At 62.1% G+C, this 17,283-nt stretch carries 21 protein-coding genes and 1 tRNA gene; 10 read left to right on the forward strand and 12 right to left on the reverse strand.

Going from position 1 to position 17,283, the window contains the following annotated elements; all coding sequences use genetic code 11:
* Window positions 1–4: 4 nt before the first annotated feature.
* The 3 genes from J2X19_RS10230 to J2X19_RS10240 form a co-directional block, all read right to left on the reverse strand.
* A complete protein-coding gene (locus J2X19_RS10230) occupies window positions 5–358 on the reverse strand; it encodes a hypothetical protein (protein ID WP_310373057.1) in 354 nt (117 codons plus the stop codon).
* Window positions 359–460: 102 nt separating this feature from the next.
* On the reverse strand, window positions 461–1,657 hold the full coding sequence (locus tag J2X19_RS10235; protein WP_116603936.1) for a hypothetical protein: 1,197 nt from the start codon (window positions 1,655–1,657) through the stop codon (window positions 461–463).
* A gap of 482 nt (window positions 1,658–2,139) precedes the next feature.
* Window positions 2,140–2,535, reverse strand: a complete 396-nt coding sequence (locus J2X19_RS10240) for a hypothetical protein (RefSeq protein ID WP_310373058.1) — start codon at window positions 2,533–2,535, stop codon at window positions 2,140–2,142.
* Here J2X19_RS10240 and J2X19_RS10245 point away from each other — a divergent pair.
* The 4 genes from J2X19_RS10245 (at window position 2,521) to J2X19_RS10260 (ending at window position 6,063) form a co-directional block, all read left to right on the forward strand.
* The gene (locus J2X19_RS10245) at window positions 2,521–3,555 is read left to right on the forward strand and encodes an acetate kinase (RefSeq protein WP_310373059.1); all 1,035 of its coding nucleotides are present in this window, start codon (window positions 2,521–2,523) and stop codon (window positions 3,553–3,555) included. The two genes, J2X19_RS10240 and J2X19_RS10245, sit on opposite strands and share 15 nt — an antisense overlap.
* An 11-nt stretch (window positions 3,556–3,566) precedes the next feature.
* Window positions 3,567–4,907 (forward strand): sigma-54 dependent transcriptional regulator, encoded by a 1,341-nt coding sequence (locus tag J2X19_RS10250; RefSeq protein ID WP_310373060.1) that lies wholly within the window; start codon window positions 3,567–3,569, stop codon window positions 4,905–4,907.
* Between the two features lie 81 nt (window positions 4,908–4,988).
* Window positions 4,989–5,354, forward strand: coding sequence for a CidA/LrgA family protein (locus J2X19_RS10255; RefSeq protein WP_310373061.1), 366 nt, complete (start codon window positions 4,989–4,991; stop codon window positions 5,352–5,354).
* Window positions 5,347–6,063 (forward strand): LrgB family protein, encoded by a 717-nt coding sequence (locus J2X19_RS10260; protein ID WP_310373062.1) that lies wholly within the window; start codon window positions 5,347–5,349, stop codon window positions 6,061–6,063. The genes J2X19_RS10255 and J2X19_RS10260 overlap by 8 nt, the downstream gene beginning before the upstream one ends.
* A 43-nt stretch (window positions 6,064–6,106) precedes the next feature.
* Here J2X19_RS10260 and J2X19_RS10265 read toward each other — a convergent pair.
* A tRNA-Pro gene (locus tag J2X19_RS10265) sits at window positions 6,107–6,183 on the reverse strand.
* A 16-nt stretch (window positions 6,184–6,199) separates the two neighbouring features.
* Window positions 6,200–7,183 (reverse strand): polyprenyl synthetase family protein, encoded by a 984-nt coding sequence (locus J2X19_RS10270; protein ID WP_310373063.1) that lies wholly within the window; start codon window positions 7,181–7,183, stop codon window positions 6,200–6,202.
* Between the two features lie 148 nt (window positions 7,184–7,331).
* Here J2X19_RS10270 and rplU point away from each other — a divergent pair, with 148 nt between their 5' ends.
* From rplU to proB, 4 genes are all read left to right on the forward strand, one after another.
* Window positions 7,332–7,643: a 50S ribosomal protein L21 gene (gene rplU, locus J2X19_RS10275; RefSeq protein ID WP_092756606.1), complete on the forward strand. Its 312-nt coding sequence runs from the start codon at window positions 7,332–7,334 to the stop codon at window positions 7,641–7,643.
* Between the two features lie 12 nt (window positions 7,644–7,655).
* Window positions 7,656–7,916 carry a 50S ribosomal protein L27 gene (gene rpmA, locus J2X19_RS10280; RefSeq protein WP_092756604.1) on the forward strand — a complete coding sequence of 87 codons (261 nt, stop codon included), beginning with the start codon at window positions 7,656–7,658 and terminating at the stop codon, window positions 7,914–7,916.
* Window positions 7,917–8,062: 146 nt separating this feature from the next.
* Complete coding sequence (gene cgtA / locus J2X19_RS10285) at window positions 8,063–9,139, forward strand: Obg family GTPase CgtA (RefSeq protein ID WP_092756602.1); 1,077 nt, start codon at window positions 8,063–8,065, stop codon at window positions 9,137–9,139.
* A gap of 53 nt (window positions 9,140–9,192) precedes the next feature.
* On the forward strand, window positions 9,193–10,356 hold the full coding sequence (gene proB / locus J2X19_RS10290) for a glutamate 5-kinase (protein ID WP_310373064.1): 1,164 nt from the start codon (window positions 9,193–9,195) through the stop codon (window positions 10,354–10,356).
* A gap of 37 nt (window positions 10,357–10,393) precedes the next feature.
* Here the strand turns inward: proB and J2X19_RS10295 are convergent, their stop codons facing one another.
* Window positions 10,394–11,023 carry an RNA pyrophosphohydrolase gene (locus J2X19_RS10295; protein ID WP_310373065.1) on the reverse strand — a complete coding sequence of 210 codons (630 nt, stop codon included), beginning with the start codon at window positions 11,021–11,023 and terminating at the stop codon, window positions 10,394–10,396.
* 102 nt (window positions 11,024–11,125) lie between these two features.
* On the opposite strand from J2X19_RS10295, the gene J2X19_RS10300 reads away from it, so the two are divergent.
* Both J2X19_RS10300 and J2X19_RS10305 read left to right on the forward strand, forming a co-directional pair.
* On the forward strand, window positions 11,126–12,883 hold the full coding sequence (locus J2X19_RS10300; protein ID WP_310373066.1) for a proline--tRNA ligase: 1,758 nt from the start codon (window positions 11,126–11,128) through the stop codon (window positions 12,881–12,883).
* Between the two features lie 40 nt (window positions 12,884–12,923).
* Window positions 12,924–13,517, forward strand: coding sequence for a lytic transglycosylase domain-containing protein (locus tag J2X19_RS10305; protein WP_310374504.1), 594 nt, complete (start codon window positions 12,924–12,926; stop codon window positions 13,515–13,517).
* Here the strand turns inward: J2X19_RS10305 and J2X19_RS10310 are convergent.
* From J2X19_RS10310 to ybgC, 6 genes are read right to left on the reverse strand one after another with little or no spacing between them, the layout of a single operon-like run.
* Complete coding sequence (locus J2X19_RS10310; RefSeq protein ID WP_116603912.1) at window positions 13,514–14,062, reverse strand: NUDIX hydrolase; 549 nt, start codon at window positions 14,060–14,062, stop codon at window positions 13,514–13,516. The genes J2X19_RS10305 and J2X19_RS10310 overlap by 4 nt on opposite strands.
* Window positions 14,063–14,069: 7 nt before the next feature.
* A complete protein-coding gene (locus tag J2X19_RS10315) occupies window positions 14,070–14,765 on the reverse strand; it encodes a fumarylacetoacetate hydrolase family protein (protein ID WP_310373067.1) in 696 nt (231 codons plus the stop codon).
* Window positions 14,766–14,778: 13 nt separating this feature from the next.
* Window positions 14,779–15,738, reverse strand: coding sequence for a cell envelope integrity protein TolA (tolA, locus tag J2X19_RS10320; RefSeq protein ID WP_310373068.1), 960 nt, complete (start codon window positions 15,736–15,738; stop codon window positions 14,779–14,781).
* A 7-nt stretch (window positions 15,739–15,745) separates the two neighbouring features.
* Entirely contained in the window at window positions 15,746–16,165 is a 420-nt protein-coding gene (locus tag J2X19_RS10325) for a biopolymer transporter ExbD (protein ID WP_310373069.1), read from the reverse strand.
* Between the two features lie 5 nt (window positions 16,166–16,170).
* A complete protein-coding gene (tolQ, locus tag J2X19_RS10330; RefSeq protein ID WP_116603908.1) occupies window positions 16,171–16,881 on the reverse strand; it encodes a protein TolQ in 711 nt (236 codons plus the stop codon).
* Window positions 16,878–17,282 (reverse strand): tol-pal system-associated acyl-CoA thioesterase, encoded by a 405-nt coding sequence (gene ybgC / locus J2X19_RS10335; RefSeq protein ID WP_116603907.1) that lies wholly within the window; start codon window positions 17,280–17,282, stop codon window positions 16,878–16,880. Before ybgC ends, tolQ begins: the two co-directional genes overlap by 4 nt.
* Between the last annotated feature and the right edge of the window lies 1 nt (window position 17,283).

The following is a 17,283-nucleotide window of genomic DNA, read 5'->3' on the forward strand; positions in this document are numbered from 1 at the left end:
GCCGTCAATCGATCTGCAGATGCAGGATGACTGCGTTCTGTATCAGCACGTTGGCGCCAGAGTTCTGGATCACCACCGGTATGCCGCTCATATTGGCAAAGGCGCCGGAGCTGATGGCGTTGTTGCCGGTAGTTACCTGCTGTGCGGAGTTGTCCGCCGTGGTGCCGGCCAGGGTGATGTCGTTGTGGACGAACTGGCTGCCGCCGCGGTAATTGCCCAGCTCGACCACGGCTACCGGTTTGCTGAAACCCGCGCGGGCCGCAGTGCTGCCGGGGTCCTGGGTTTGCGCCAGAGCTGGCGCTAGCAGTGCGCAGGCCAGCGCCAGGCCGCCCGGCCCGCGGAATATGGTTGATTGCATGGCATTGTCCCCTCGGTCTCTCGGTGGAGTGGGTGGGGTACCGGTATCCGCCATGCTGCCCACGCCCAGGGGCGCAGACAGCATGGCCTTACCGGCTACGCGTTACTGACCCACGTTCAGGTTGGCTTGTACGTTCACACTTTGCTGAACGAGCGAAGCGATGCCACTGTTTTGGCTGGCCACCATGATGCCGGCGGCCGACTGGCCAACGCTGGTCATCGTGTTGGACATGTCGAACGTGCCTGCATTGACGGTGTTGGTGCCGCCTGCGCCGCCTACGCCGCCAGAGCCTGCACCGCCTGTGCCGCCGGCTGCGGTGTTGGTGCCACCGTTGCCTGCGCCACCGGCTCCGCCTGTGCCCGCGCCACCTGCGCCGCCCGCACCTGCTGTCGCCGTGCCGCTGGTGGCTGCACCGCCGGTGGCGCTGCCATTGGTGGCTGCACCGCCTGCGCCGCCAGAGCCGGCTCCTGCGGTACGGGTGCTGCCGCCTGCATTGGCCGATGCGGTGCCGCCTGCGCCGCCTGCGCCACCGGCGCCGGTTGTGCTGGTGCCGCCAGTGTCAGCGCCCCTGCCGTTGGCATTTGCATTGGCTCGGCCGCTGTTACCGCCGTCATCGCCATTGGCAATGGCCCGGCCTGACCGGTCACCGCCGTTGGCGCCGCCGCCCGAACCGCTGCCGCCTCTGCCGCCGTCGGCACTGCCATTGATGGTCTTGGTGCTGACGCCGCCGGTGGAGGCCTTGCCGCCGTTGCCACCATCGTCACCATAGCCTTCGCCACCGCTACCGCCATTGCCCCGGCCGGTTGCATAGCCGCCCTTGGCATTGCCGCCGTCGCCGCCATAGGCCCGGCCGCCATTGGCATTGCCGGTGTTGTAGGCATCGTTGCCAATGCCGTAGATGCGGTTGCCGGAGACGGATCCTTCCAGCTTGCTGGTGGCGGTGGCGGTTGCCACATTGAAGGCATTGGTAAAGGTGCCGGTGGAGCCGTTGTTCAGTGCGGCAGACCGGTCTGTGGCACGGGCAGCGCCTGTGTCGCGGTAGTTGGTGCTGCTGTTCGCATAGCTCTTGGAGTTGGTGCTGGAGTTTGTCTTGGTGATGGTCTTGGTATCTGTATCCGTATAGGTTTTGGTGTTTGTACTGGAATCCGTCCGCGTATCCGTGTTGGTGGTGGTGACGGTACTGGTGTTGTCGCCGGTGCGGGCCCGCTGGGTCACGTCCGTGTCGATGTCACTGGCCAGGGCCACATTGCTTAACCCGAATATCGCTGTGAGCGCAGTAGCTAGAAGCGTTGTTTTCATAAATCCTCCAAACGTTGAAAGTAGAAAGGTCCTAAATCGAGCCACGGTGCACAGCTCCGAGCCATAGCGCCACAACTCCAAATCAGCATTTGCATTTTGTGTGCCTACATTTTTTTCTTTAGTTTTGTATGCGATTTCTGCGGGTAAACACTGTTTTTGAAGCGGATTGCAGTCGAAATGGGCCCAATGGCGGCACCGCACCTGCCGTTGGCGGGCCTGGTTTGTAACGATTCCGTGACTGGCAGGGTGGCTGGCTGTAGCGCCGAGCGGTGTAAACCAGCCTGTTTCCAGGCCTTTTTTGTATGCGCTGGCAGAGGCGGTTGCCGCCACTGTCACATGCATGAGACATGGTTGCCACCCCAACACCCCGGTAGAAAGTGTCGACCAGTGCCGCCAGCAAGGCCTGGGCTTGGGTTCGCTGTTTTGTGGAGGGGTGATAAACCAAACAAAGGGACTGCCTCAATTGTGTGACAGTCATTCATTTAAAGTGGTTTACGTACAGTTTCAATTTGAATGTGAAGTTTGTACACAATTTGTATGTGGCAATACAAAATCAAGCCCAGAAGAAAAAGCAAGGCGATGCCTTGACTACAAGGAGCAAGTCCATGAGAGTATTTCGCCAGAATCGGCCAGTTTTGCAGCTGGCCTGTTCTTCCGTAGCGTTGCTCTGTGCTGGTGCGTATGCACAGGAGACACCACTGTCCAGCACGGTGGACCAGCGGATTGAGGCACTGCAGCGGTTGGTCGCTGAGCAGGGCCGACAGATAGAGGCATTGCGCCAGCAGGTGGCGGAACAGGCGGGCCGACAGCCGGGCGGGGCCAAGCCGGAGGCCCCCGCCAATGAACGCACCGAGAATCCGGCGATGGCGAACGAACAACCTGCCGAGGGCTCTGACGGTACCCAGTCGGTACGCGTGGGCGTGGCTCCCAGCGCGGAGGTGCAGCCACCCAAAGTCGCCCAGTTGTTCGACCAGCCCGGCATTCTGACGCCGCCCGGCCACTATGTGCTGGAGCCGTCGGTGCAGTACGGTTATTCGTCGAGTAACCGGGTGGCCTTGGTGGGGTACACCGTGATCCCGGCGCTGCTGATTGGCCTGATCGACGTGCGCGAAGTCAAACGCAATGTGACGACCGCCGCACTCGCCGCGCGCTGGGGACTGACGAACCGGCTGGAGGCGGAGGTCAAGGTGCCTTATGTCTACCGCTCGGACTCCACCGTCAGCCGCGAGATATTTACCGGAGCCGCGTCCGACCGCGCTTTCAACAGCAGCGGCATGTCGGTGGGCGATATCGAGTTCGCAGCACGCTACCAGTTGAACCAGCCCAAGGGTAACTTCCCCTTCATGATCGGTTCGTTGCGCTTCAAGTCGCGCACGGGTAAAGATCCATTCGAGGTGGTAACCGATTGCGTGACCCGTTGCATCGGCAACACCACCGGCACCGGCCTGCCGCTGGAGCTGCCCACTGGCTCCGGTTTCTATTCGTTGCAGACCGGCCTGACCTGGCTGCTTCCCTCGGACCCTGCGGTGTTTTTTGGCAGCTTCAGCTATACCCATAATTTTGGACGCGACAACGTGCATCGCATGGTCTTGGGGGGGCAAAGCGAACTGATCGGCACCATCAAACCTGGCGGTGTGCTGGGCGTCAATTTCGGCATGGGCCTGGCGTTGAATGAGCGCTCCACCTTCAGCATGGGGGTGGACCTGAACTCAATTGCCCGAACCCGGCAAAACGGTGCTCCGGTGCAGAGCTCGGTACGCACGCAGCTGGCTTCATTGTTGCTCGGCTACTCGTACCGGTTGGACCCCAAGACGACCGTGAACGTATCGGTAGCCGCAGGTCTGACCCCGGACACACCCAATTTGACGCTGACCGTCAGGATTCCGGTATCGTTTTGACAGGTCTCACCATGGCGGTTCGAAACATCCTGTGCGTGGGGCTGGGTGACGATGCAGGCGTAGTCGCGTCCCATCTGCTGGCCGCTGGCTGGGAGGTCGAGCAGGCCTCGGATCTGCCAGCGGCCGGGCGCATCCAGGCCCATCGACATTTTCCGGTGAGCCTGCTGGTGCTGGGAGCTGGGCACGCCGTGCCCGACGGAGCGTTGGAGGCTTGTGTCAAGGCGTCCAAGGGGTCGGAATGGGTGGCTGTATGCGATAGCCAGGCCCTGGAGACGTCGGAGTTCCGGGAGCTGATCCTGGGCTTCTTTTTTGGGTACCAGACCTTGCCGCTGGATTGGCCGGCTCTGGCGCTGTTCCTGGAGCATGCGGCGCGGCGCGCCACACTGCGGCAGCGCTACTACGCCCAGGAGCATGAAGCGGGCGCTCTGGGCATGGTCGGGCGTGGTTCTGCCATCAAGCGTTTGCGCCAGCAGATTCGCAAAGTGGCTGCCACCGCCGCCCCCGTATTGATCGCCGGAGAAAGCGGCAGTGGCAAGGAGCTGGCGGCGCAAGCCATCCACCGCTATTCACGCCGGTCGGACGGGCCGTTCATTGCGGTCAATTGCGGCGCTATTTCGCCTTCGCTCATCTATTCGGAACTATTCGGCCATGAGCGTGGTGCTTTTACCGGCGCCTCGTCGCAGCGCAACGGCTTCATCGAAGCAGCCAACAATGGCACCATCTTTCTGGACGAGATTGGCGACTTGCCGCTGGAGTTGCAAACCAGCCTGCTGCGCTTTCTGCAGGAAAAAACCATCACGCGTGTCGGGGCCGTGCGCAGCCTGGCGGTGGACGTGCGGGTGGTGGCTGCGTCCCACGTTGACCTGGCAGAAGCCGTGGCCAAAGGGCGTTTCCGCGAAGACCTTTACTACCGGCTGAACGTGCTGCCCATCGAGGTACCGCCGCTGCGCAGCCGGATGGAGGATGTGCCGGTGCTGGCCGAGCACTTTCTGCGCTGCTGCATTGGCGAGGGCAATACCCGGGTCGAAGGCTTCCGCCGGCAGGCGATTGCGGCGATGTTGGCGCACAACTGGCCAGGCAATGTGCGCGAGCTGCACAACCGGGTGCGGCGCGCGGTGGTGATGGCCGACCAGCGCCTGATCGGCCCTGCAGATCTGGGCTTGCAGGCAGCAGAGAGAATCGAAGTATTGGGGCTGGACGCCGCCCGCACCCTGGCCGAGCGCGATGCAATCTGCCTCACCCTGACCCGCGTAGGCCGCAACGTGACTTTGGCCGCACGCGAGCTGGGCATATCCCGCATGACCTTGTACCGCCTGATGGACAAGCACAGCATCGTCCAGTGCGCTGAATAGCGCCCTCCCTGGCCTGTGGTTCGGGCCGCTGCTTTGCCGCTATGCTGGGCGGACTGTGGCAACACCCCGGGAAGGATATCCATGATGGCATTGCGTGGCTTGGCGTTTCTGCTGATGTTGCAGGCAGCGGGCGAGAGTCTGACGCGGCTGTTTGGATTGCCGTTTCCGGGCCCGGTGGTGGGCTTGGTTTTGTTGCTGCCCGCTTTGCATTGGGCCTGGGTGCGCGAGCCGGTGGCGGCAATGGCTGAATTGTTGTTGGCCCATTTATCCTTGCTTTTTGTGCCGGTAGGCGTAGGCGTCGTCATCCATCTGCAACTGGTGTCGCAATACGGACTGCAGTTGTTGGTGGTGATTGTGTTGTCCACCTGGATCGGCTTGGCGGTCACTGCCTTGGTGCTGCAGGCGCTACTGCGTAAGCCCGCTTTGCAAAAGGATCCGCATGACTGATTTTGTGCAGCTCTGGGTCTATCTGTCGGCCACGCCGTTGTTTGGCCTGACGGCTACCTTGCTGACCTATGTGGCCGCGCAGGCGGTGTACGAGCGGGTCCAGCGCGCGCCTTGGGCGAACCCGGTGCTCTGGTCGGTGGTCGTGCTGGGTGGCTTGCTGGTGTGGACCCGCACGCCGTATCCGTCGTATTTTGCAGGGGCCCAGTTTGTACACGTGCTGCTGGGGCCGGCGGTGGTGGCGTTGGCTTGGCCGCTCTGGTTACGGCGTGCCGAAGTGCGCCAACGTGGGGTGGCGCTGACCTTGGCCGTGTTGGCGGGTGGCTTGGCTGCAGCCGTTAGCGCGGTGGCCATCGCTTGGGTGCTGGGTCTGCCGGACGAAGTGCTGCGGTCGCTGGCGCCCAAGTCTGTCACCGCACCCGTCGCCATGGGCATCGCCGAGCGCGTGGGCGGGGTGCCCGCACTGGCCGCCGTGTTTGCCGTTCTCACGGGTTTGGTCGGTGCCTTGTCGGGCAAGTACCTGTTCAATGTGCTGAAGATCGACTCCTGGGCGGTACGCGGTTTTGCGCTGGGCACAGCTTCGCACGGCATTGGCGCGGCCAGAGCCTTGCAGGTACATCCAGATGCCGGGGCTTATGCAGGTATCGCACTGGGGATGCAGGCGGTGCTGTCATCCGTGCTGATGCCGCTCCTGTTTCAATGGTGGGGGTGACCGCTTCTTGAAGGCAGCACATAAAGTGCTCACCGTCGAAATTTGGTCGGGGTGAGAGGATTCGAACCTCCGGTCTCTACGTCCCGAACGTAGCGCTTTACCTGACTAAGCTACACCCCGCTCGAATGCCGTTAGCTCAAGAACGGCGCTCCAATAATTGGGCGGCCAATTGTAGCAATCCCTCGGTGTAGGGATTGGACTGAAAGTGCTGCGTGGCAGCCACTGCGCGTTGCGCTTCCACGGCAGCCGCCTGTCGGGTCACATCCAAGGCACCTGTGCTTTTGACGATGGCAATGATTTCGTCCAGGCGCTCGGTCTCGCCGTTTTCAATGGCATTGCGGATCAGCGCGCACTGCTCCGGGGTGCCTCGCTGCATGGCGGCAATCAAGGGCAAGGTGGCTTTGCCTTCGCGCAGGTCATCGCCCAGGTTTTTGCCCATTTCGGCGGCGTCGCCGTCGTAATCGAGCACATCGTCAATCACCTGGAAGGCCGTGCCCAGTGCCTGGCCGTAGTCGGCGCAGGCTTGCTCGATTTCGGGGGAACTGTGGGACAGGATGGCGGCCAGCCGGGCGCTGGCTTCAAACAGCTTGGCGGTCTTGGAGCGGATCACGCGCAGATAGGCGGCCTCATCGAGAGATGCGTCGTGCATATTGACCAGCTGCATGACTTCGCCTTCGGCGATCACGTTGGTCGCATCGGCCAGGATCTGCATGATGCGCATGTCTTTGGCGTCCACCATCATCTGGAACGCGCGCGAGTACAAGAAGTCGCCCACCAGCACGCTGGCCGGATTGCCAAATGCTTCGTTGGCTGTGGCACGGCCGCGGCGCAGCGTGGATTCGTCCACCACATCATCATGCAATAGGGTAGCTGTGTGGATGAACTCCACCACGGCCGCCATATTGAAGCGCTGCGCGTCGCGGTAGCCCAATGCACCACACATCAGTAGCAGGATTGCGGGCCGCAAGCGCTTGCCGCCAGCGGAAATGATGTACTGCGACACGGTGCCGACCAGGGGCACGCCGGATGCCAGTCGCTGTGCAATAACAAGGTCAACCTCGCGCATGTCATCGGCAATGAGGGCGAGGGCGGCAGCGGTGCGGGAAGAGTTGGCGGACAAAATAGATAGCAGGTAGTTGCGTAATTATAAGAAGTTCGCCACCCCACCTTGCTGGCTTAAAACCAGGTGGCTGGCGGTGCGCGCAAGACAATGCTAGAATCTAGGGCTCTGTGGAAATTCGTCTGCAGATTAAGTGAAGAGGTCAAGTATGTACGCGGTCATAAAAACCGGTGGCAAACAGTATCGTGTTGCTTCCGGTGAAAAAATTAAAGTAGAACAGATTGCTGCGGACGTAGGCCAAGAGATCGTGTTTGATCAAGTTCTGGCAGTCGGCAACGGCAGCGAGATCAAGGTCGGCACCCCCTTGGTTTCCGGCGCAACGGTTACGGTCACGGTAGTGGCTCACGGCAAGCACGACAAAGTGGGCATTTTCAAAATGCGCCGTCGTAAGCACTACATGAAACGCCAAGGGCACCGTCAGCAGTTCACCGAACTGCAAATCGGCGCTATTGCAGCATAACGGGCACAGGTCATGGCACAGAAAAAAGGCGGCGGCTCTACGCGAAATGGACGTGACTCCAAGCCAAAAATGCTTGGCGTGAAAGCGTTTGGTGGTGAACTGGTGAGCGCAGGCTCCATCATTGTTCGCCAACGTGGCACCAAGTTCCATCCCGGCACCAATGTCGGCGTGGGCAAAGACCACACCTTGTTCGCCTTGGTTGACGGCCACGTGTCGTTCGCTATCAAGGGTTCGATGAACAAGCACCAAGTGGTTATCACGCCAGCGGCCTAAGCCCTGGTTGGATAGATCGCTTTGATCCCCCCGAAGCCCCGCGTCGTCGGGGCTTCGGTGTTTTAGGGACCGGGCTTTTCAGGTTTGGAGGCTTTGCTCCCAAACCTGAAAAGCTATTTCGGGATAATTTTGGAACTGGAATCGGTATGAAGTTCGTTGACGAAGCCTACATTGACATCTCCGCAGGCGATGGCGGAGCCGGGTGCGTGTCGTTTCGTCATGAAAAGTACAAGGAATTCGGCGGCCCTAACGGTGGCGACGGTGGCCGTGGCGGCCATGTGTTTGCGGTAGCCGACATCAACCTGAACACCTTGGTCGATTTTCGTTTCTCGCGCCGGCACGATGCCAAGCGCGGCGAACACGGCATGGGTTCGGACATGTTTGGCGCCGCCGGCGACGACATCACGTTGAAGATGCCCGTCGGCACCATCATTTCCGATGCCGAAACTGGCGAAAAACTGTTCGAACTGCTGGTGCCCGGTGAGGTCATCACCATTGCCAAGGGCGGCGATGGCGGCTTTGGCAATATGCGCTTCAAGAGCGCAGTGAACCGTGCACCGCGCCAGAAGACGCCGGGCTGGCCTGGCGAAAAGCGCAGCCTGAAGCTGGAGCTGCGGGTGCTGGCCGACGTCGGCTTGCTGGGCATGCCCAACGCCGGCAAATCCACCTTTATCACGGCGATCTCTAACGCCCGGCCACGTATTGCTGATTACCCGTTCACCACCTTGCACCCGAATTTGGGCGTGGTGCGTGTCGGCCCCGAGCAGAGCTTTGTGGTGGCCGACCTGCCGGGTTTGATCGAAGGCGCGGCCGAAGGCGCCGGTCTCGGGCATCTGTTCCTGCGCCATTTGCAGCGCACCCGTTTGCTGCTGCACGTAGTGGACATGGTGCCGTTTGACGATTCCATCGATCCCGTGGCGCAGGCCAAGGCCATCGTCGGCGAACTGAAGAAGTACGACGATGCGCTGTATAAAAAGCCGCGCTGGTTGGTGCTGAACAAGCTCGATATGGCGGAGACCGACAAGCGGGCGGCCTTGGTGAAGGATTTCATCAAACGCTTCAAGTTCAAGGGCCCGGTGTTTGAAATTTCGGCGCTGACCCGCGAAGGCTGCGAACCGCTGGTGAAGGCGATTTACCAGCATGTGAAGGCCGAACAACTGGCCGAGCAGACGCCGGTGGAAGTCGATCCCCGTTTTCTTCCGGTAGATCCATCTGCTGCATAGTGCTACATAAATAATAGCTGCTTGCGCTTGTTGAATAAGCGCCACAGGCCTAAATGACTCAAATTTTTGCTTCAACGGTATTGCGGGATGCCCGGCGCATCGTGGTCAAAGTAGGTTCTAGCTTGGTGACCAACGAGGGCCGTGGGCTGGACGAAGAGGCCATAGGCGAGTGGTGTCGCCAGCTGGCGGTGCTGGTCAAAGGTCTGGAGGCTTCCAGCCAGGCTTTGCGTCCCCGCGAGGTCATCATGGTGTCCAGCGGCGCCATCGCCGAAGGCATGAAGCGCCTGGGCTGGACTACCCGGCCACGCGCCGTGCACGAGTTGCAGGCCGCCGCTGCTGTCGGCCAAATGGGTTTGGCGCAGATGTACGAAACCAAGCTGCGGGAAAACGGCCTGGGCAGCGCCCAGGTGTTGCTCACCCATGCCGACCTGGCCGACCGCGAACGCTATCTCAACGCCCGCTCCACCTTGCTGACCTTGCTGCAGCACGGCGTGGTGCCGGTGATCAACGAGAACGATACCGTCGTCAACGACGAAATCAAGTTCGGCGACAACGACACCCTGGGGGCGCTGGTAGCCAACCTGGTCGAAGCCGATGCGCTGGTGATCCTGACCGACCAGAAGGGATTGTTCACCGCCGACCCGCGCAAGGATGCGACGGCGACCTTCGTGCACGAAGCCCATGCAGGCGATCCGGCGCTGGAGGCCATGGCCGGCGGCGCGGGCTCCAGCCTGGGGCGCGGTGGCATGATCACCAAGATCCTGGCCGCCAAACGGGCTGCGGGCTCGGGTGCTTCTACCGTGATCGCGTGGGGCCGCGAGCCTGACGCCCTGGTGCGCTTGTCCCGCGGCGAAGCTATCGGGACCTTGCTGGTGGCGCAAACCCAGAAAACCCAGGCCCGCAAACAATGGATGGCCGACCATCTGCAACTGCGCGGCGCCGTGACGGTGGACGCCGGTGCCGCCGCCAAGGTGCGCGATGGCGGAAAAAGCCTGCTGCCGATTGGCATGACCCAGGTCGAGGGCGACTTTTCGCGCGGCGACGTGATCGCCATCCGCGATGCCAACGGCGTGGCCATTGGCCGGGGTCTGGCGAACTACGCGAGCGCAGAAGCCCGCTTGCTGTGCCGCAAGCCATCCAGCGAGATCGAAAACCTGCTGGGTTACGTGGCCGAAGCGGAGATGGTGCACCGCGACAATCTGGTCTTGTCGCGGTAGCAGGGCTTAGGGCGGGCGCACAGGGCGCCCACTATGCTCAATTCGCAGCCGGGTGGCTGAGCTGGGGGTCGGGATCAAACGTGGCACCGGGCGGCAGCTCAAAATGCGCGCCCTGTGCGGCATCACAATTTCCGTCCGAGTGCTCGCCTTCGCGCCCGCGCATGCTGCTGCGCAAGAAACGGTTGCGGTAATCCTGGCGCGGCAGAAAGCGGGCCAATTCGGTGAGTGCCATTTCATAGACGCCGCGCTTGAATTCCACCACTACGTCTAGCGGCACCCAATAGTCGTTCCAACGCCAGGCGTCGAACTCCGGGTGGGTAGTGGCGCGCAGATTCAAATCCCAGTCGTGACCGACCAGTTGCAGCAAGTACCAGATCTGTTTCTGGCCCTTGTAGTGACCGCGTGCATCCCTGCGGATGAAGCGGTCTGGCACCTCGTAGCGCAACCAGTCACGGGTGCGGGCCACAACGCGTACATGCTCAGGATGTAGACCTACTTCCTCGTGCAGCTCCCGGAACATGGCTTGCTCGGGCGTTTCGCCGCGGTCAATGCCACCTTGTGGAAACTGCCAGGAATGGGTACGAATGCGTTTGCCCCAAAATACCTGATTTCTCTGGTTGAGCAAGATGATGCCGACGTTAGGCCTAAAGCCTTCGCGGTCAAGCATAATCAAACCCCAATTTTTAAACTGAGTCCATTATGCACAGCGTGGCCTGTGTATCAAGCGGCGCAGCCTGTTTCCCGAACCCACTTGTACATAAATTAGCCCATGAAAGCCTCCCAGTTCCTCATCTCCACGCTCAAAGAAGCGCCATCCGATGCCGAGGTGGTCAGTCACCAGCTCATGACGCGGGCGGGCATGATCAAGAAGCTGGGTGCCGGCATCTATAGTTATATGCCGATGGGGCTGCGCGTGATCCGCAAGGTCGAAGCCATCGTGCGCGAGGAGATGAACCGCGCAGGCGCTATCGAAGTGGCCATGCCCGTCGTGCAACCGGCCGAGCTGTGGCAGGAAACCGGCCGCTTTGACAAGATGGGCCCCGAACTGCTGCGCATCAAGGACCGGCACGAGCGCGACTACGTGGTACAGCCTACCAGCGAAGAAGTGGTTACTGACATTGCGCGGCAGGAATTCCGCAGCTACAAGCAGTTGCCGAAGAACCTGTACCAGATCCAGACCAAGTTCCGCGACGAGCGCCGCCCGCGCTTCGGCCTGATGCGCGGACGCGAGTTCACCATGAAGGACGCTTACAGCTTCGACCGCGACCAGGATGCGGCCAAGGCCAGCTACCAGGTGATGGCCCAGGCCTATCGCAAGATTTTTGACCGCTTTGGCCTGACCTACCGCGCCGTGGCGGCCGACAGCGGCGCGATTGGCGGCGACCTGAGCGAAGAGTTCCAGGTGATTGCGGCCACCGGCGAAGACGCCATCGTCTACTGCCCGGACAGCGACTATGCGGCGAACATGGAAAAAGCCGAAGCGCTGGCGCCCCAGGCTCCGCGCAAAGACGCCAGCCTGGCCCTGGTCAAGACCTTGACGCCGGGCAAAAGCACCTGCGCCGATGTGGCCGAATACCTGCAGCTGCCGCTGCAGAATTCGGTGAAGTCGCTGGTATTGGCCACCGAGCAGACCAACGAGCAGGGCGAAATCGTCAAGACGCAAGTCTGGCTGTTGCTGCTGCGCGGCGACCACTCGATGAACGAAATCAAGGTCGGCAAGGTGCCTGGTCTGGACAACGGCTTTCGTTTTGCCACGCTGGAAGAAATCGATGCGCATTTTGGCTGCCTGCCCGGCTACCTGGGCCCGGTGCAGACCAAGCTGCCGGTCAAGCTGGTGGTGGACCGCGAAGTCGCGGTCATGTCCGACTGGGTCTGCGGTGCCAACGAAGCCGACTACCACTACACCGGCGCCAACTGGGGCCGGGACTTGCCTGAACCGGACCTGATTGCCGATCTGCGCAACATCGTTGAAGGCGACCCCTCGCCCGACGGCAAAGGCCTGCTGGCCATAGAGCGCGGTATCGAGATCGGCCACGTGTTCTACCTGGGCACCAAGTACAGCCGGGCGATGAACGCCACCTTCCTGGACGTGAACGGCAAGCCGCAGTTCATGGAAATGGGCTGCTACGGTATCGGCATCACCCGTTTGCCGGCTGCCGCGATCGAACAGAACCACGACGCGCGCGGCATCATCTGGCCGGATGCGCTGGCGCCGTTCACGGTGGTGGTCTGCCCCATCAGTCCGGACCGCAGCCCGGATGTCAAGGCAGCGGCGGACAAGTTGTACGCCGAGCTGCTGGCAGCCGGCGTGGACGTGATCCTGGACGACCGGGGCGAGCGCCCGGGCGCCATGTTTGCCGACTGGGAGCTGATTGGCGTGCCGCACCGCGTGACCGTGGGTGACAAGGGTCTGAAGGACGGCCAGGTGGAATACCAGCACCGCCGCGATGCGGCCGCAACCAAGGTAGCGGTGGCCGAGGTGTTTGCCTTTGTACAGTCCCGTCTTGGGGCCAGCACCGGAGTCTGATGCCGTGGAGGTGCGCAGTTTTACAAGAAGAAAAGCCCTTCTGCGCACTGCTGGTCTGCTGGGGGTGCTATCAAAAGTAGAGTATTCCCATGCCGGCGGCCAAGTGGAGGAGCCGCTGGCCGATGCGGTACGCGGTGCCCTGAGTTCGGCGGTGCACAACGCGGCGCCGCCGGTGCCCGAGTTTTCCTCTACCGAGGCGCGGCTGGCGTATTTGCGCTGGCTGGGTGCCATGAGCGACCGCCTGCGGCCCAAAAAACCCGAATGGCCGGTGCGCAAGGAATTCCTGGAAACCGTCTGGTACGAGAGCAAGCGCGCGGGCCTGGACACCTCGCTGGTGCTGGGCTTGATCCAGGTGGAGAGCAACTTTCGTAAATTTGCCGTGAGTAGCGTAGGTGCGCGCGGCTATACCCAGGTCATGCCGTTCTGGACCCGGGTGCTGGGCGACGGTGATCCTGGCAAGCTGTTCCATATGCAGACGAATTTGCGCTTTGGCTGCGTGATCTTGCGCCACTACCTGGACCGCGAGAACGGCGACCTGTTCTTGGGCCTGGGCCGCTACAACGGTTCGCGCGGCAAGGCGCCGTACCCTGACGCAGTGCTGGCCGCGCGCAAGAACTGGATAGTGCCTACCTAGACGATGCTGGCGTGGTGCACGCCAAACTGACCGGTGCGGCGGTCGGCAAAATAGTGCTGGAGGGTCTGTGAGACGGTGCGAAAGGCGATTTCGTCCCAGGGGATTTCGGCTTCGGTGAACAGCCGGGCCTCGATGGTTTCAAAGCCCGGGTCGAACACCTCGCTGAGCAGCCGGGCGCGGTAGTACAAATGCACCTGGCCCACGTGCAGAACGCTCATCACAGTGAACAGCTCTTCCATCTCGAACTGGGCACCGGCTTCCTCGACGGTCTCGCGGGCTGCTCCTTCGGCCGTGCTTTCGCCCAATTCCATGAAGCCGGCCGGCAGCGTCCATTTGCCAAAACGCGGCTCGATATTGCGCTTGCACAGCAGCACCCGGTCGCCCCAGTAGGGCACGGTGCCGACCACATTGATCGGGTTCTCGTAGTGGACGGTGTGGCAGGCGGGGCAGATGGCGCGTAGCTTGGTGTCGCCGTCGTCCGGTATCCGGTAGGCCACGGCTGTGCCACAGTTTCTGCAGTGCTTGATCGGGGTGCGCAAATTCATACGCGGTTCAGGCGATGCGGATCGACAAGGGAACCAGGCCCTCCACGCTGCCCACCAGGGTGTCGCCCGGTACTACGGCGCCTACGCCTTCGGGCGTGCCTGAGTAAATCAGGTCGCCGGGCTGCAATTCCCAGGCGGCCGACAGATGCTCGATGGTTTCGGCAATGCTCCAGATCAGCTGGGCCACCGTGCTGCGCTGGCGGTCCTGGCCGTTGACCTGCAAGGCGATCTCGGCCTGTTCTACGCCAGCGGCCTGGGCGAGGGGGGTGATGGGACCGATGGGGGCCGATTGCTCGAAACCCTTGCCTATGCACCAGGGCCGGCCTTGCTTCTTCATCTCGTTTTGCAGGTCGCGGCGCGTCATGTCCAGGCCGACGGCAAAGCCGTAGATGTGCTGGTGGGCGTTGGCGGCAGAGATGTTTTTACCGCCGGTGCCGATGGCCACCACCAGCTCGACCTCGTGGTGCAGGTTGCCGGTCAGGGATGGGTAGGCCACGCTGCCGGTATGGCCGGCCTCCACCGCGACCACTGCGTCGGCTGGCTTCATGAAGAAGAACGGAGGTTCGCGGCCGGTGAAGCCCATTTCCTTGGCATGCTCGGCGTAATTGCGGCCCACACAGTAGATGCGGTGTACCGGGAAGCGGGCGGCTTGGCCGACCACGGGTACGGAGACAACTGCAGGGGGCGCGATCACGTATTGCATGGGTTTCCTAAGGTTAGTCTTTGGGTCTGAAGCCAATCGTCAACGGCGAGGGCACGCGGCCATCGGTATCACGCGGCATGGTTTCGGTTTTGTCGATGGCCTTGAGCACCGCATCGTCCCAGGCCTTGTTGCCACTCGATTTGACCAGTTTCCGGCTGAGGATGGTGCCGTCGGGTGCCGAACGTACTTCTACATCCGCCATTGGGTTGCCGTCAATGCTGTCCGGAAACACGATATTCGGCCGGACCTTGGCGGTGACCCGACCGCCATAGCCGCTGGATGGACCCGCGGATTGCAGCGCGCTACCGGTCGCGTTCGCACCCCCGGTGGCGCCTGCCAGGCCAGCCATGCGCTTTAGGTTGGCTTCGCGCTGGGCCGCCAGGGCCTTGGCTTCGGCCTGGGCTTTGCGGGTTTCGTCGCGGCGGGTTTCATCCCGCTGGGCGTCCAGAGCCGCCTGCTTCTCTTGCGCGGCCTTCTTTTCTTTGGCGCGCTTGTCTTCGGCGCGTTTCTTGTCGGCCTCTTCCTCGGCTTTCTGCGCCTTCAGGGCATCCTGTTTGTCCTTCTCGATCTTGGCTTTCTCACGCTTGGCTTTGTCCAGCTTTTCCTGCTGGGCTTGTTCGAGCTTCTCGGCTTCGCGCTTCTTCTTGGCGCGCTCCAGGGCGATGTCGGCGTCTTTGACTTCGGGGGCGGGCGGCGGCTGGACTTTTTCGACTGGCTTCGGAGGTGGGCGGGTTTCTTCCGCGGGCGGTGGGGGCGGCGGTGGCGGCGCTTCCACGGCTTTGGGGGCGGCTTGCTGCGGAATCGACGACCAGATCTCGGCCTCTACCGTGGCGCTCTCGGTCTGCTTCCAGTTGACGCTCCAGGTCAGTGCGACCAGCAGCAGCGCGTGCGCCAGCAAGGCCAGGCCAAACGCCCGCACCATGCCGGGCGGCTGGGGCGGGGCGAGGCTGATGCTGTCGGGGGCGGCGTGCATGGTGGTTCTAGTTGCCCAGCTGGACCGACAGGCCGACGCGCTGTATGCCGGCGCGCTGCAGGGTGTCCATCACCTTCACCACCGACTCGTACTTGACCGTGCGGTCGGCACTGATGACCACGGGCATCGCCGCGTCGCCGTCCTGCGCGGTTTTGACGGCGCTGGCCACGTCGCGGTTGCCGAGCTTGGTGGTTTTGCTTTGCAGTTTGAGCTCCAGCGTCTCGTCTTTGGCGATGACGATCTGTATCACCTTGTCGGGTTGCTTGCCGGCCTTGCCGACGCTGGGCAGATCGACCACGCTGGGGCTGATCATGGGCGCAGTCACCATGAAGATGATCAGCAGCACCAGCATCACGTCGATGAAAGGCACCATGTTGATCTCGTTGATGGTGCGCCGTCCGCGGCCCCGGGAAACCATGCCTGGCATGGCGCTTACCGGGCTGCGGCCGTAGCGGGCCCAGCCGGAGACTGCGCTGCCACGTTACGCTGCAAGATATTGGAAAACTCTTCGATGAAGGTTTCCAGGCGGATGGCCGTGCGGTCGATGTCGCGCGCAAAGCGGTTGTAGGCCACCACCGCGGGGATGGCCGAGAACAGGCCGATGGCGGTGGCCACCAGCGCCTCGGCAATGCCGGGGGCCACGGTGGCCAGCGTCACCTGCGTCATGCTGGCCAGGCCGGTAAACGCATGCATGATGCCCCAGACCGTGCCGAACAGGCCTACATAGGGCGATACCGAGCCGACCGACGCCAGGAAGGACAGGCTGGACTCGATCACGTCCATTTCGCGCTGGTAGCTGGCGCGCATGGCGCGGCGGGCGCCGTCCATCAGGGTGCTGGTGTCGGCGATGCGGCGCTCGCGCAGTTTCTGGTATTCGCGCATGCCGCTGGCAAAAATGCGCTCCATCGGGCCGGCGTCGTGGGCATTCTTGGCGGCGCCAAGGTACAAGTCGTTCAGGCTGGTGCCCGACCAGAAATCGCGCTCGAAGGTCTCGTTCAGCGCCTTGACCTTGCCGAGGGCGAACAGCTTGCGGAAGATCGCCGCCCAGCTGGCGATGGAGACAGTGACCAGCAGTAGCATCACCAGTTGCACCACGATGCTGGCGTTCAACACCATGGTCCAGATCGACAAGTCTTGTGTCATTGCAAAATTTCTAAAAGGTTGGACGGGATGCGGCTGGACTTGAGGGTCTCGGCCTGCACCCAGCAGATGCGGATGCTGCCTTCGCACAGCACGGTATCGCCGCACAGGGCTTGCTGCTTGATTGTGAGTGTGGAACGGCCGATTTGTTCCAGTTGGGCGGTAACCAGAAGTTGGTCGTCCAGCCGGGCCGAGCGCAGGTACTTGACGGTGGTTTCGGCCACCACGAACATGCCGCCACTGGTTTCCTTCAGGTTGCGCTGCTGTATGCCCAGCGAGCGCAGCCATTCGGTGCGGGCGCGTTCGAAAAACTTCAGGTAGTTGGCGTAGAAGACGATGCCGCCCGCGTCGGTGTCTTCCCAGTAGACGCGGACGGGTAGGGTGAAGATGGTGTTGGCTTCCATG

Origin of the sequence: Rhodoferax ferrireducens (genome assembly GCF_031458075.1) — a bacterium.
Taxonomy (GTDB): Bacteria; Pseudomonadota; Gammaproteobacteria; order Burkholderiales; family Burkholderiaceae_C; genus Rhodoferax_B; species Rhodoferax_B ferrireducens_A.

Bases quoted from the DNA above. Each gene is read 5' to 3' on its own strand.
- J2X19_RS10230 (WP_310373057.1), bottom strand. From the start codon at position 358: ATGCAATCAACCATATTCCGCGGGCCGGGCGGCCTGGCGCTGGCCTGC.
- J2X19_RS10235 (WP_116603936.1), bottom strand. From the start codon at position 1,657: ATGAAAACAACGCTTCTAGCTACTGCGCTCACAGCGATATTCGGGTTA.
- J2X19_RS10245 (WP_310373059.1), top strand. From the start codon at position 2,521: ATGGCGAACGAACAACCTGCCGAGGGCTCTGACGGTACCCAGTCGGTA.
- J2X19_RS10250 (WP_310373060.1), top strand. From the start codon at position 3,567: ATGGCGGTTCGAAACATCCTGTGCGTGGGGCTGGGTGACGATGCAGGC.
- J2X19_RS10255 (WP_310373061.1), top strand. From the start codon at position 4,989: ATGATGGCATTGCGTGGCTTGGCGTTTCTGCTGATGTTGCAGGCAGCG.
- J2X19_RS10260 (WP_310373062.1), top strand. From the start codon at position 5,347: ATGACTGATTTTGTGCAGCTCTGGGTCTATCTGTCGGCCACGCCGTTG.
- rplU (WP_092756606.1), top strand. From the start codon at position 7,332: ATGTACGCGGTCATAAAAACCGGTGGCAAACAGTATCGTGTTGCTTCC.
- rpmA (WP_092756604.1), top strand. From the start codon at position 7,656: ATGGCACAGAAAAAAGGCGGCGGCTCTACGCGAAATGGACGTGACTCC.
- cgtA (WP_092756602.1), top strand. From the start codon at position 8,063: ATGAAGTTCGTTGACGAAGCCTACATTGACATCTCCGCAGGCGATGGC.
- proB (WP_310373064.1), top strand. From the start codon at position 9,193: ATGACTCAAATTTTTGCTTCAACGGTATTGCGGGATGCCCGGCGCATC.
- J2X19_RS10295 (WP_310373065.1), bottom strand. From the start codon at position 11,023: ATGCTTGACCGCGAAGGCTTTAGGCCTAACGTCGGCATCATCTTGCTC.
- J2X19_RS10300 (WP_310373066.1), top strand. From the start codon at position 11,126: ATGAAAGCCTCCCAGTTCCTCATCTCCACGCTCAAAGAAGCGCCATCC.
- J2X19_RS10310 (WP_116603912.1), bottom strand. From the start codon at position 14,062: ATGAATTTGCGCACCCCGATCAAGCACTGCAGAAACTGTGGCACAGCC.
- J2X19_RS10315 (WP_310373067.1), bottom strand. From the start codon at position 14,765: ATGCAATACGTGATCGCGCCCCCTGCAGTTGTCTCCGTACCCGTGGTC.
- tolA (WP_310373068.1), bottom strand. From the start codon at position 15,738: ATGCACGCCGCCCCCGACAGCATCAGCCTCGCCCCGCCCCAGCCGCCC.
- J2X19_RS10325 (WP_310373069.1), bottom strand. From the start codon at position 16,165: ATGCCAGGCATGGTTTCCCGGGGCCGCGGACGGCGCACCATCAACGAG.
- tolQ (WP_116603908.1), bottom strand. From the start codon at position 16,881: ATGACACAAGACTTGTCGATCTGGACCATGGTGTTGAACGCCAGCATC.
- ybgC (WP_116603907.1), bottom strand. From the start codon at position 17,282: ATGGAAGCCAACACCATCTTCACCCTACCCGTCCGCGTCTACTGGGAA.